The sequence below is a fragment of the Acetivibrio mesophilus genome (genome assembly GCF_004102745.1).
Classification (GTDB): Bacteria; Bacillota; Clostridia; order Acetivibrionales; family Acetivibrionaceae; genus Hungateiclostridium; species Hungateiclostridium mesophilum.
In genome coordinates, this window is sequence record NZ_RLII01000003.1 from 218,836 (window position 1) to 233,221 (window position 14,386).

Genomic DNA, 14,386 nt, shown 5'->3' on the forward strand with positions numbered 1-14,386 from the left:
TTGTTAATTGGTAATGTTATGCTTGAAGGCATATATCGCAGCCTGTGTCCGGTCCGATACATTGAGTTTTTTGAAAATATTTGAGACATGATTTTTGACAGTTTTCTCACTAATGAAAAGGCGTCTGGCTATCTCCTTATTAATGAGACCCTCTGCTATCAGCTCTAAAACCTCTAGTTCTCTTGCTGTTAAATTGTTTTCCGGATTTCTACCCTTTTCATTTATCGTTACCCTGTTAAACTCCTTGACGAGCTCCTTGGTCATGTTCGACTGGATATATGACTGTCCTTTGTTTACACTTCGTATAGCCTCAACCAACACTGCAGAATCCACATCTTTTAGCACATATCCTTCTGCTCCCATCTGAAGGGTCTTAAACAAATATTCTCTATCTTCGTGAATGGTAAGCACAATAATTTTGGTAGGGATATTCTCAGTCTTTATTTCCTTTATTGCCTGCAAACCGTTCATCCCCGGCATATTAATGTCCATAAGAACAACGTCCGGTTGGTGCTCCTTTGCCAATTTTACAGCTTCCTCTCCGTTTGATGCCTGTGCCACCACAACGATATCCTTCTCAAGCTCTAATATTTGCTTAAGTCCTTCTCTTACCATAGCATGGTCGTCTGCAATCACAACACGTATCTTATCCATCTGAGACCCCCTCTTCCGGTATTAAAGGTACAGTAATATAAAGTCTGGTTCCTTTACCAATAGTAGAATTAATTTCAAAATTACCGTCCAAAAGCTGCACTCTTTCTCTCATACTTATAAGACCGAAGCCTCCGTTATTGTTATGTCCTCTTGTCTTTAGAGAATCAATATCAAAACCCACTCCATTGTCAACTATATAAAGTTTTAGTTCCTTTTCTAAAAATTCAAGATTTATAGTAACTTTACTTGCATGAGCATGCTTTTTAATATTGTTGATAGCTTCCTGGACAAGTCTGAAAACCGTTAACGATACTACAGGCTTCAGTTGATCACAAGTACCTCTCGTCTTAAACGATACTGCTATTTTAGATTCTTCCTGATAGGTCTCTATATATCTTTGAAGGGTTGGTATCAAACCTAAATCATCCAGTGACATGGGCCTTAAATCATATATTATTTTTCTAACATCCCCAAGGGTGTCCCTGACGACAGACTTTAAAATCTTAAGTTCATCCTTTGCCTTTTCGGGTTCGGAGTCAACCAACCTTTCACATATTTCCGCCTTTAAAACAATATTGGACATCGACTGGGCAGGTCCGTCATGAATTTCCCTTGCAACCCTCTGACGCTCCTCCTCCTGAGCCTTGATTATCTGAATGCCCAAAAGCTGTCTCTGTCTCAAATCTTCAAGCTGTAAGCTCACATTCTCAAGGTCTCCCGTTAGGTAGCTCAGTGATGCTCCAATCTGAGAAATAAGATTATCCGCTTTCTTAACAGTCTTATAGGCTTCCTTTAGTCGTAATTCCAATTCATTTCTTCTTCTGATATAATATTGTTCCCGTTCTCGCTTTACGGCAAGCTCGACACGGATATTGTCAGCATTTTCATAGGTTTTTCTTATCTCATCCTCAGAATATTTATCGTAACTTTTACTTACAAACATTAGCTGTTTCTTGCTTTCCTTAAGGGCAATCTCTAGCAGTTGCACACTTTCAATAACTTCTGCCGTTTTAAGTTTTAGCTCTTCCAACTCCTTTTCGAGTCTCACACACTCTTTCCTTGCACCTTCAGCAATATCAAACAACTCAGCTTTGCTGTTATTTATGGCTTCAACTGTCTTCTTAATTATCTGATCCAAATTAGATGTATCTACTCTATTGTTGGCCACTTCGATACCTCACCATATTTTTGACTAGTATTTATATTCTACATAGAGGCGCAAAATCCTTTGTTGTTTTCTGTTAATATAAGATTTTTTTTGAAAATTCGTCAACATTTATATTCTCCCTATTCCCCCATTATTAAATTCAATTTATCAAAATGCATTTTATTCCCCTACTTATCTAATATAAAATGTGTTATAATGTTTTAAAAAAAGAAGAAAGGACAAGCAAAAGATGAAGTCAAAAGTAGCCATTATTAAAACCACTCCCTCTACAGTATTAGAGGATTATCATAGATTGATGAATCTTGCCGACTATCAGGACTATATTTCCAAAAATATCGATACAGCACTCAAAATAAATATAAGCTGGCACTTTTTCTATCCGGGAAGTTCAACGACACCGTGGCAGCTAGAAGGTGTTATCCGTGCTTTAAAGCGTGACGGGTTCAAATCCGAACTTATTCACGGCTGCCATAATAGAACAGTGGTAATTGACTCTCATCTAGGAGAGAGGGAAAACAAACAAATTAACGTTATAAACTCCCATAATCTTCGAAATATTCACCTCTATGAGGGCGAAGAATGGATTGATATTAGGGATGCGGTCGGGGATCTTTCAAAGAAGTTTTTATGCCTGAATGAAGTTTATCCAAAAGGCTTTTCCATTCCAAAAAGGTTTATTGGTGAGAACATTATACACCTCCCTACTGTAAAGACCCATGTATTCACCACCACTACCGGAGCAATGAAAAACGCTTTCGGAGGACTCCTAAATGAAAAAAGGCATTGGACTCACCCAGTGATACATGAGACTTTGGTGGATTTACTTATGATACAAAAAAAGATCCACAGCGGGGTTTTCGCTGTTATGGACGGAACTTTCGCCGGAGACGGACCGGGTCCTCGCTGCATGGTTCCTCACGTAAAAAATGTTCTTCTGGCTTCAGCGGATCAGGTAGCCATCGACGCCGTAGCAGCAAAACTGATGGGTTTCGACCCGCTAAAGGATTGCAAATATATACGTTTGGCCCATGATGCAGGTCTAGGCTGCGGAGATGTTAGGCAGATTGAAATTGTCGGAGACCTGGATGCTTTAGATGAAAAGTGGAATTTTGTCGGTCCCTTTGATAAAATGACCTTCGCCAGCAAATGTCAGCATTTAATTTACTGGGGTCCATTGAAAAAGCCGGTAGAATGGTCACTAAAAACAATTTTGGCGCCGTGGTCCTACATGGCAAGTGTTATTTACCATGATATGTACTGGTATCCCAAAAACTACAACCGAGTCCGGGAAATCCTAAATTCAGACTGGGGACGACTGTTTGCTAACTGGGAACAATTGGAACTACCTCCCGATGATCTGTCCATCCCAGGCTGGAGTGATGTTGGAGACAAACCACTAAAGCTTGACAAAGAAACAAAAAAAATGATGCGCAAGGCTTTCAGGGTTCTTGGAACTGCAATTAAGGAAGCTCCGGAATTTCATGCCAAGAAGGTTAAAAAGCAATAACTTATAGCTCTTAAGCTATTATTCCATATATCGAAAACTTATACATGGTTAGAATCGTTTTTAGGTAAAATGTAATTTTATTGTTTAATATCCTACCGGCATAATACTGTACCGGTAGGATATTAAAATATATAAAAAAAACCCCGAAGCTGTATCTCTACAGTCGAGGCTAATACTTCAGATCAATTCATTTCTTTACATCTGCAATCACTTCTACATATCTACTTAGAAGGATCAATTTTATAGACAGAGTAGATCTTTACTGACTCTACTAAATCCCAGCATATTTTTTCCGTACTTCCATACAATCTATACTTAGTGCATTGCCGCTATGTTTATCATCTTAATTGATTCTTAATAACCTGAAGCTGTTGATTTGTAAAGAGAGAACGTGTAGTGCCTATATCTCTATTTTCATACTCATCCAATTTATCGAGGAATAAGCAGAACTTGTCGTAACCGCTGTATGGGATACTATTATTATTGTCTGCAAAGTATTGGAATGCTTTTGTAAATGAGCTCCAAGATGTATTTGACTTAACACCCAATACGCCTATTATATAATCTCCTGCATACTCGTTATTATTAAACTTATCCAAGTCTCTATCTTCAAAATATTGCCACAAACCGGGTCTTCCATTTGCTCCATAGTAACTATCACCAATATATATAGTGCTTCTCGTCGTCGTTAGAGTTGCAAAGGCTTTAAAACTTGCCCAGAACTCACCATCAAAGTTCCATCTAGCAATATCGAATTGATGTCCGATTTCATGAGGAAGTGTCCATGAGAGTGCCCGCAGGTTATTGTATCGTTCAAGCTCATCTTTAACGCCATCACCATTCCACCATATAAACGCCTTTGTGGATGCCTCCCCTCCGTAAGGTAAGTTAATCCTCGATAAAATCTTCAATTTTTCATTTTCGAAATGATCTGCATAATCAAGGCCTGTAAATTCTTCATTTTCATTAACCAATTGATCATAAGCGCTAATAAACTGATCAAGACGTTGTTCTGTTATCCCACTATCTATTATCGCAGATCTTTCCAAGCCAATCATTACTTTGCTGCTTTCCATTTTAACCATCTCATCATCAGGATATACCTTAAAATCGTCAAACCAGCAAGTCCCTATAGCACTGCAGTTATTCAACCTGAATATTACCTTTCCGTCATAAGGAGCCTGGAAATTGATAACGGCAGTCGTCCAGCCATTATTATTATTAATTACACCTTGACTTACCATTCCCCAGTAGAAATTTTCATAGTTTCTTTTACTTGTAGCTTTAAACCTCACACTAATATTTGCCCCTTGGAAGTTTTCATGTCCTACAGAAGAAGTTATATCAGTACGTACTAAAACTTCGGCTCTGTAATACTTATAAGGTTCCAGTTCTATCTCTTCAGATTCAAAATATGAACAATCATAAATCGGTTTGCATGAACTGGAGGTTATTGATAATGCCTTTGAATTATCCACGCCACCATTTGCATCCCATGAGCAAATGTCACTGCCTACTTTGCGTGCAGTCCAACCGACAGGAGAGCCATTCGTACCCAATTCGAAATTAGTATTGGCGACAAGGTCTTTTGTTATTGTTATAAAATCTATCTCAGGCGCAGTGGTTGATGGATTTGAAAATACCAAGTCACAAGTACCTTCATTCAACTCAACCTCTGTGCTTACACTGCCGATATTGCTTACGTTTCCGTTTCCAAGACATACTATTCCATAACTTCTGCCATTCGATTGAGTGAATCTAACTGCTTTATTGGTAGCAGAGCGATAATATATCGTCATAGTATAAGTACCTGTTTCAGGAATATCTGCATTTATGGTCAATGTATTACTTTGTCCTATGTCACCGACATATTCTCCGTTTGAGCAATATGGATCTGACTTTATCATAGAGCTATCAGTAGTAATACCGTCTTCCGCCTCATATCTGAGAGTAATTGCCTGTGTTGATTCGGTTACAGGCGCTGTTCCCGCTTGAAGAACTCCATCAGCATATATCGTTACTTTGTTTGAATCCGCATAGTTTGTTGCTGTCGGATTAAAGGAATAGTCATTGTTCTGTGTATAGTTTTGATAATTATAACTTATTATTCTTCCCTTCACTTCAACATATGAGTTAGGAGCAATAACACCGGCAGAGCTTGTAAAGTAAATTTCAAGATAGGTGTCCGCGTCTGACGTCTGATTAGCCATACTTACTATTTGACCTTTTGTACTGGAAGTAATATTTGAATAATGTCCTGCATAATCGCAAGTATAGGTTTGTCCCGTGATTCCGTCCGAAGTATAGTAGTACCTAACTTTTATGGTTGATAGATCGATTGAAGTTGTACCTGTGTTATAAATTTTAAAATTGGGAGATAGCGTGTTACTGTATGTCTGAGTATTTGAATTATACATCTGAACACTTATGCCTGCTGTTGATGCAAATGAATTTGATGCAAAAGTTACTAAACTTAAACATTGAATAATAAAGGAAATTGCAATCATTATCGAAATTCTTTTTTGTTTTTTCATATATACTCCTCCTCTTATTATTTTAGAAATCATTTCTATTATAGAGTATGCTCTAAAAAAAAGAGTGCAAAAAACATGAATAAAAAGTGAAAATCTTGTGAAATAAAAAAAGCTAAATTAGTCCTGATTACTGGAACATAATTGCAGCCTTTGCGTCAAAAGGATATAATAAATTAAATCGAATTAAATCGGAGGCTGATAAAATGAAAAGAATGATTTGTATAGCTGTATCCATATTTACTTTAATAAGCATATTGACAGGTTGCACAGGTGATACAGCTTTTGATGTGAATAAGGTTAATATGGATGTTGTAAAGAGCAATATCGAATTCTCTTTTGATATATTTTCAAGGCTTAATGAAGAGGATCACGATAAAAATGTTTTTATCTCTCCTCTCAGCATTTCGACCGCACTTTCCATGACCGTTCAAGGTGCAGAAGCTACGACTAAAGACGGCATGATGAAGTCTTTGAAGTATGAAGGTATAGATCTCGATAAGGTTAATGAATGTTATAGGTATACCCTTGACTATTTAAACAAAGTTGATAGAAAGGTTGAACTCGATATCAACAATTCAATCTGGATTAGACAAGAAAGTAAGATTAAAAAGGATTTCATTGATATTAATAAAGATGTGTTTAACGCCTATGTTACCGAACTGGATTTCTCAAAAGCCAATGCAGTAGATAAGATTAATAAATGGATTTCGGACTCAACAAGCAAAAAGATCACAAAAGTGGTTGAACCACCGATACCCCAAAATACTGCAATGTATCTTATAAATGCCATTTATTTTAAAGGAGAATGGACTGAGAAGTTTAAAAAAGGAGACACTTTCAGCACAGAGTTTCACTCAGGAAATGGCCAAACAAAAGAAGTCATGATGATGAAGAGAAAAGGTGAAATAGAATACGGAACTAGAGATGACTTTAAGGTTGTAAGGCTTCCCTACGGAAATGGCAAAACATCAATGTATTGTGTTCTACCCGACGAAAGTATTTCTATAAATGACTTTATAAAGACTCTTGATGCAGATAAATGGGAACAGATAAAAAACAGTGTTTCAAAAGTTGATGATGTAAAGCTAAATATTCCAAGGTTTAAGATGGAGTACGGAATTAAAAATTTAAATGACTGTCTTATTTCGATGGGGATGGAAAAGGCATTTTCCAATGAAGCAGATTTTTCCGGAATAAGTGAAAAGGATCTGTATATAAGCAATGTACTTCATAAAGCCGTAATTGAGGTTAATGAAGAAGGAAGCACGGCTGCAGGCATTACTTTGGTTGAAGTGAAAGATGCTTCCGCAATGCTTGACGCGCCTTCATTTATTGCGGATAGACCGTTTTTATTCTTCATAACCGAGGATATCACAGGTACTATACTATTTATGGGTAAGCTATATGATTGTGAAAAATATTGATCAAAAAAGATATACATAAATCGGAAAGCAGGTATATATTTATGAGTATACCTGTTTTTTCTTAGTCAATCTAAACTTAAATCAAGTATACGATTGATGCAGTTGTGCAAAGAAAAAAATCAAAATTCCCAATCCAAACTGAGCATATGTTTCGTACAAGTAATTCGAAGAGAAAAAATAATGTAAAAGCAATTTAATAATGAACATGAATTTTAAGAGGGAGTGGTGTTATGTTAAGAAAAATAAGTAAGGTATGGGTGGTGGCATTTGCTATTGGTTTTTTAATGTTGTTACTGCCAGAAAAAGGATTTGCAGACTATCCGATTTTCACTCAGCGTTATACAGCAGACCCAACCGCAGTAGTGTATAACGGCAGACTTTATGTTTACTGTTCTCATGATTCGGATGCTACCCCCGGTCAGTCAACCTACAATATTCCGGATATAACTTGTATATCCACAGATGATTTGAAAAACTGGACCGACCATGGAGAAGTATTTAATGCAAAAAGAGATTCCAGTTGGGCCTCGGTCTCCTGGGCGCCCTCAATTGTGTATCGCAACAATAAGTTTTATTTGTATTACGGTAATGGAGGAAACGGAATCGGAGTGGCAGTAAGTGACAGTCCAACAGGACCTTTCAAAGATCCTCTACCGCGGGCATTAATAACCGGAAGCACTCCGGGAGTACAGCCTGCACCCAATATGTGGTTGTTTGACCCCGGTGTTTTTGTTGATGATGATGGTCAGGCATATATGTACTTTGGCGGAAACGGACAAAACAATATCAGAGTTATTAAGCTTGGCAACGATATGATAAGCACAGTAGGCTCTGCCATGTCAATGAGTGCTCCCCGTTTTTTTGAAGCAGCATGGATGCATAAATATAAAGGAAAGTATTATTTCTCATATGCCAGCGATTTTTCCCAAGGTGCATCTAAGATTGAATATATGATGAGTGATAGTCCTACCACCGGTTTTACATATAAAGGGGTTATATTACCACAGCCGCCTGATAATTATAATAACAATAATCATCATACTACTGTTGAGTTTAACGGCAATTGGTATTGTGTGTATCATAACAGAACTTTGGCCAAACAACGTGGAGAAGAACCTGCATACCAAAGGAATGTAGCTATTGATCAGTTGTTTTACAACTCTGACGGTACCATTAAGCAGGTAGTTCCGACAACAGATGGTTTGAAACAGCTCAAATATGTAAATCCGTACGTTAAAAATACTGCCGTAAATATACACAAAGAATCCGGTATTGAAACTGAAGAATGCAGTGAAGGTGGACGTAATCTTGGATTTATACAAAATGGTGATTGGATCCAAGTTAAAGGAGTTGATTTCGGTAGTGGTGGCGCAACAAGTTTTGAGGCAAGAGTAGCAAGTAATACAGAGGGTGGAAATATTGAAGTGAGATTGGACAGCCCTACAGGGAAATTGATTGGAACCTGTAAGGTAGAAGGAACCGGAGGTTGGCAGAAATGGACAACAAAGTCCTGTTCAATTAGTGGAGCGACCGGCGTTCATGATTTGTTTTTTAAATTTACAGGAGGCAATGATTATTTATTCAATTTCAGCTGGTGGAAATTCACTTCCGATGCAATGCCAACTCCTACAATACAACCAACTCCTACAACACAACCGACGCCTACAACTTCACCAAGACCTTCACCGGTACCCGTAACTGAAAGAAGTGCTTTCTCAAGATTAGAGGTCGAAGAGTTTAATGACATTAAATCCTCGACGATGCAAAAAATAGGTACCGCGGGTGGAGGAAGCGGTATAGGATATATTGAAAAAGGTGACTACTTGGTATATAAAGATATTGACTTCGGAACCGGAGCAAACTCGTTTAAAGCATTAGTTGCCACTACCGGTACTCCTAATATAGAACTGCGACTGGATAGTCCAACCGGTACTCTTGTAGGTACATTATCGGTGGCATCCACCGATGGCTTTAATGCCTACGAAGAGCAGAGCTGCAGTATTAGCAAAGTTACCGGAAAGCATGACTTGTATCTTGTATTTACAGGTGCTGTAAATATTGACTGGTTTACATTCGATAAAGGTAGTGATACAAATAAGATAGGCGATGTAAACTGTGATGGAAAGGTTAATTCGACGGACATCACAGTATTGAAGAGACATTTGCTTAAAATAGCACCGCTTACGGGAGAGAATCTTTCCAATGCCGATACTAATGGAGACGGAAATGTAACCTCTACCGATCTTACACTGCTTATGCGATATATATTGAAAATAATTGATACATTCCCGATATAGATTTTCCGATATTAATTATATAATTCTAAAAGCTAAAGGAAAGTTATTATTGATATCGATACGTAATTATTAAGCAATACATTTTAACTCGGGCATAAAAAATTATGCTCGAGTTAAAATCAATTTTTTACTTTATGGAATATTATTAATGAGGGAAGAGAGATATGCTATTTATTTCTGCTATTGTAGATTATACTAGTGAAACAGCAACCCACATTGTTCAAAAAATCAAAAATGGCGATAAGCATTTAAAAGAAAAGTTTATAAAAGACTATATCCCATTTATATTAAATATTGTATCAGGCTTCTATTCCTCAAAAACGATAGATTTAAAAAGCAGCGATGAATATAGCGTTGGCCTAATGGCATTTAATGAGGCCATTGAGAAGTTTGACATTAATAGGGGTAGAAGTTTCCTCAAATTCGCAGAATTGGTGATAAAAAAGAGAATGATAGACTATTTCAGAAAAACATCATCAATTGGTAGAAAAGAAATTCCTTTTTCGTATTTTAACAGTAAAAGTGAAACCGAATTTGAGAAAATAATAAATTTTGCTGAGGCTGATCAAGCGCCAGGCAGCTACGAATTTATTTGCGAATTGAAGGATTTTTCAAAACAACTAGAGAGTTTTGGTCTAAGTATAAATAATTTACCTGACTACATGCCCAAGCACAAGGACTCAAGACAAATGTGTATAGATATCGCTAAAAAAATAATTGAAAACAAGAGTATTTATAATAAATTAAAAACAAAAAAGTACATACAAATGAAAGAGCTTTCAAAAATAATTGATGTACATCCAAAGACTGTTGAAAGAAACAGAGCATTTATTATATGTTTATGTATAATATTTGATAATGATTATGGAAACTTCAAAGCATACTTAAGCAAAATATTTTAATGTATTATTAAAGCACAAAAATCCGTATACATACGAATATATTTAAAAGCTCATAAATATACAGTTTTAATTTGTGTAATCTACACTTTTCGGAGGATGGAAATGAAATATCAAGGTGTTATATTGAAACTGACAAAAAACAAAGCGATAGTAAGTACTGATGATTTTCAGTGCTACTATATCAAGAGGAAACCTACAATTTATGTAGGAAAGGAAATTGAATTTACAAAGCAAGAAATTATTCAGAAAAGGACGGTTCTAATAAAACCGGCTTTAAGTGTTGCCTGCTTTCTATTTGTGATAACTTGCTTATTAAACTTTGCAGGAATAATAAATTTAAATAATATTTTATACAACCCCAAAGTTTTTGCTTACATTAGTGTCGATATAAATCCTAGCCTTGAGATTGAAATTGATGGCACTGGAAATGTCTTGAAATTGGTTCCTTTAAATGAGGATGCAAAGGTACTTGTTAGTAAATTGGAGGTTACCAAAACTAACGTCTCTATGGCTATTGATAAAATAATAAATGAGGTAAAAAAGAGCAATGCTATTAGTGACACCGAAAAAGATTGTGTATTGATTTCAAGTACATTAAACAGCAAAGAAAGGGATCATAATGAAGAATTTCAGAGGGAAAAAGAAAAACTTGATATTATTATAGATTCATTGAAAGATAGTATTCAAAAGAGCAGTAACTCCAGTGTATATATCGTGCATGCAGATATGGAGGAAAGAGAAGCTGCGCGCACTGAAGGGATGTCTACCGGCAGATACGTATTGTATAATACGTACAAAGATCTAGAAAGCGATTTATCTTTTGAAGAAGTTAAGGAAGCTAATGTCAATGAGCTGATAAAAAGTATATTGGACGACGAATCAGGAAATGAAACTCCAGAAGAAATTCCAATAAAAACGTCAAGCCCTGCATCGACATCTACACCGACAACTCCAGCAGCATCGGCACCGACTCCTTCATCTACATTGCAACCGACATCATCACCTACATCTGCACTAACAGCATCACCAAAATCAACGCCTACATCAGCACCAACGGCATCGCCAAAATCGACACCAACGCCTACACCAACATTGACACCTACTGCTAAAATAGCATATTCACAGTTTATGAGATTTGAATCCAGCAACTATCGCGGGTATTTTATACGTGTTAAATCATTTAGTGCTTGTATCTCTTCATATGTAGAGCCTATTGAGGATTCTATGTTTAAGATAGTTCCCGGTCTTGCAGACCCGAGCTGTATTTCCTTTGAGTCAAAGAACTATCCGGGATATTACTTAAAACATGAAAACTTCGAAGTTATTCTAAAAAAATACGAAGATACGGATTTGTACAAAGAAGATGCAACTTTTAAAGTTGTGCCGGGTTTGGCTGATGAAAACATGATTTCTTTTCAGTCATTCAATTATCCTTCAAGATATATAAGGCATAGGGATTTTGATATTTATATAGAAGAAATAGAAAACGATCTCGGTAAAAAGGATTCCACATATATTGGAATTAAAGCTGAGTAGCCTTTGTAAATTACTTTTTGCAGCAAGTATAATTTTACCACCCGTACAATATAATCTAAAAAGCAGACTTTTTATAGCGGGTGAATTATGAACCTCTACGCACTGACAATAATCGTACTTATTACAATGGTATTAATCATTAATATAAAATCCACCAGGGTTATTTACCTAAAGTCCCTCATACTTCCGGCGGTCTGTATGTTTTTTATCCTACTGCTTATTATTTTTTCCGACACTGCAGTAAAATCCGCCGGTAGCGGGCTTAACCTATGGCTTAATGTTGTATTTCCTTCCCTCTTCCCCTTTTTCGTTGTATCCGAAATCCTCTATAGAACAGGATTCATTAAAGCCATAGGAATCCTCTTAGAACCCATCATGCGTCCTCTCTTTAACGTGCCCGGTTGCGGCTCCTTTGCCTTTGCTATGGGAATAACCAGCGGTTATCCTGTAGGCGCCAAAATCACAGCAAGCATGAGGGATGAAAAACTCCTTAGCAAAATAGAATCCGAAAGGCTTTTATCTTTTACCAATAATTCAGGCCCTCTCTTTATTATCGGCGCTGTTGCAGTCGGAATGTTCAGAATGCCCGAACTGGGGCTTCTGCTTCTTGTATGTCACATACTTTCAAGTATTACCGTAGGGATTCTCTTCCGATTCTATGGCAGAAGCAATCGCAACAGGGAGTTTAGAGATGACAAAAAGCTATGGACGAGATTCAAAAAAGAAGTAATTCATAACAGCAAACAAAAACTAAACCCCGGAACAATCCTGGGAGAAGCCATAAGAAACTCAATTAATGTAATGCTCTCCATTGGAGGGTTTATTATTCTCTTCTCGGTTATTATCAATATCTTGATTGAAATCGGATTTATATCCAGCCTGTCGGCTTTTGTTTCTCAGCTCCTGTCACCTTTAGGAATAAGCAGAGAAATGATTTCAGCCATATTGAGCGGATTTATTGAAATGACTACAGGAACGAGTATGATAAGCAAAGCAGCAAGCACAACGCTCCAAGGGCAACTGGCAGCGGTGAGCCTGTTGCTCGGATGGGCAGGCCTCTCGGTGCACTTTCAAGTTTACAGCATTGTCAGCAAAACCGATATAAGCATAAAGCCTTATTTGATTGGTAAAATGCTTCAGGGAGTATTTGCCGCAATATATATATCAATCGCATTGAGACTACCATTTACGGCTCCTTTGATAGCCAAAAGTGTTCTTAGTGTTATAACACCCTTTTCAAACTTTACATGGTACAATGCCTTAATATACTCGGCTCAGAATGTATTTATTTCGTTTATCATCCTGTTAATTTTGACAGCAATATCACTGGTATTCTACTTTATAAGATGCATATTCAAGACTTTTCTCGGCCGCTCCATGGGTTAAAGCGGCGTGAAACTTTTGCCTATTACTTCAGTTCTTCCCGGTTTGACCTTATTACTTCCAATGTTTCTTCTAAGATCTCTTCAACCTTAATTAAGACACTGTCAGCATATTCCCTGGTCCCAAGCCTGATTTCTCTCGCATTTTTCTGCGCATTGGAAATAATCTCATTGGACTGCTCATATGCCTTTTTTGTAATTTCATGTTCATCAATCAAGGATGCAATCTGGTTCTCCGCATCCTTTATTATATTATTGGCTTCCTTCTGTGCTTCAAGGAGTATTCTCTGCCTCTCCTCTTTTACCCATTTTGCCTGTTTGATGTCGTCGGGAAGCTTCAGCCTGATTTCTTTGATAATTTCAAGGATTTCTTCCTTATCCACCATACACTTTCCCGAAAACGGTACACTGACACTTCTTTCAACAAGATCCTCAAGCGTTTCCAGAATTGAAAGCATTTCCATATTTATCCCTCCCAGGGTTTTTAGCAATACTATTTGCCAAACTTATCTATAATTCTGTCCTTTATACAGTCCGGAACAAGTCCGTCAATTTTGCCTTTATTTCTTGCAAGCTCCCTTACAGAGCTAGAACTCAAAAACGAGTAGTGGATATTGGTCATCATAAATAATGTCTCGATATCCGAGTCAAGGTTTTTATTCAACAGAGCCATCTGCAGTTCGTATTCGAAATCCGAAACAGCTCTTAAGCCCTTAATAATAACCTTAGAATTCTTTTTCTTCATATAATCTATCAAAAGCCCCGAAAAGCTTTCAATCTCCACATTATCTATACCCTTAACGGCACATTTCAATAAATCTACCCTCTCGTCCAGCGTAAAAATAGGATTCTTACTGCTGTTTACAAGTACTGCAACCACAAGTTTGTCACACAATTTTGCTGCCCTTTGAATTATGTCCATATGACCATTTGTTACCGGATCAAAGCTTCCGGGATATACATATATACTCACTATACATAC

At 37.1% G+C, this 14,386-nt stretch carries 11 protein-coding genes; 6 read left to right on the plus strand and 5 right to left on the minus strand.

The genetic code is table 11. The features are described 5' to 3' along the window. Positions 1-3: 3 nt before the first annotated feature. Together EFD62_RS04610 and EFD62_RS04615 are read right to left on the minus strand one after the other, a co-directional pair. Entirely contained in the window at positions 4-654 is a 651-nt protein-coding gene (locus EFD62_RS04610; RefSeq protein WP_069193290.1) for a response regulator, read from the minus strand. Further along, the gene (locus tag EFD62_RS04615; protein WP_069193289.1) at positions 647-1,822 is read right to left on the minus strand and encodes a sensor histidine kinase; all 1,176 of its coding nucleotides are present in this window, start codon (positions 1,820-1,822) and stop codon (positions 647-649) included. Before EFD62_RS04615 ends, EFD62_RS04610 begins: the two co-directional genes overlap by 8 nt. 229 nt (positions 1,823-2,051) lie before the next feature. On the opposite strand from EFD62_RS04615, the gene EFD62_RS04620 reads away from it, so the two are divergent. Next, positions 2,052-3,329 carry a DUF362 domain-containing protein gene (locus tag EFD62_RS04620; protein WP_069193288.1) on the plus strand — a complete coding sequence of 426 codons (1,278 nt, stop codon included), beginning with the start codon at positions 2,052-2,054 and terminating at the stop codon, positions 3,327-3,329. A gap of 338 nt (positions 3,330-3,667) precedes the next feature. On the opposite strand, the gene EFD62_RS04625 is transcribed toward EFD62_RS04620, so the two are convergent. Then, entirely contained in the window at positions 3,668-5,863 is a 2,196-nt protein-coding gene (locus EFD62_RS04625; protein WP_162302503.1) for a cellulose binding domain-containing protein, read from the minus strand. Between the two features lie 203 nt (positions 5,864-6,066). Between EFD62_RS04625 and EFD62_RS04630 the strand changes: the two genes are divergently transcribed. From EFD62_RS04630 to ylbJ, 5 genes are all read left to right on the plus strand, one after another. Beyond that, the gene (locus EFD62_RS04630; RefSeq protein WP_069193286.1) at positions 6,067-7,287 is read left to right on the plus strand and encodes a serpin family protein; all 1,221 of its coding nucleotides are present in this window, start codon (positions 6,067-6,069) and stop codon (positions 7,285-7,287) included. Between the two features lie 230 nt (positions 7,288-7,517). After that, complete coding sequence (locus EFD62_RS04635) at positions 7,518-9,584, plus strand: carbohydrate-binding protein (RefSeq protein ID WP_069193285.1); 2,067 nt, start codon at positions 7,518-7,520, stop codon at positions 9,582-9,584. 164 nt (positions 9,585-9,748) lie between these two features. Beyond that, positions 9,749-10,486 (plus strand): RNA polymerase sigma-I factor, encoded by a 738-nt coding sequence (gene sigI, locus EFD62_RS04640; protein ID WP_069193284.1) that lies wholly within the window; start codon positions 9,749-9,751, stop codon positions 10,484-10,486. Between the two features lie 102 nt (positions 10,487-10,588). Further along, a complete protein-coding gene (locus EFD62_RS04645) occupies positions 10,589-12,022 on the plus strand; it encodes an AbfB domain-containing protein (RefSeq protein ID WP_069193283.1) in 1,434 nt (477 codons plus the stop codon). An 87-nt stretch (positions 12,023-12,109) separates the two neighbouring features. After that, positions 12,110-13,408 carry a sporulation integral membrane protein YlbJ gene (gene ylbJ, locus EFD62_RS04650; protein ID WP_069193282.1) on the plus strand — a complete coding sequence of 433 codons (1,299 nt, stop codon included), beginning with the start codon at positions 12,110-12,112 and terminating at the stop codon, positions 13,406-13,408. A 22-nt stretch (positions 13,409-13,430) separates the two neighbouring features. On the opposite strand, the gene EFD62_RS04655 is transcribed toward ylbJ, so the two are convergent. Both EFD62_RS04655 and coaD read right to left on the minus strand, forming a co-directional pair. Continuing rightward, positions 13,431-13,868 (minus strand): ATPase, encoded by a 438-nt coding sequence (locus EFD62_RS04655; protein WP_069193281.1) that lies wholly within the window; start codon positions 13,866-13,868, stop codon positions 13,431-13,433. Positions 13,869-13,897: 29 nt separating this feature from the next. Beyond that, positions 13,898-14,377: a pantetheine-phosphate adenylyltransferase gene (gene coaD, locus EFD62_RS04660; protein ID WP_069193280.1), complete on the minus strand. Its 480-nt coding sequence runs from the start codon at positions 14,375-14,377 to the stop codon at positions 13,898-13,900. Between the last annotated feature and the right edge of the window lie 9 nt (positions 14,378-14,386).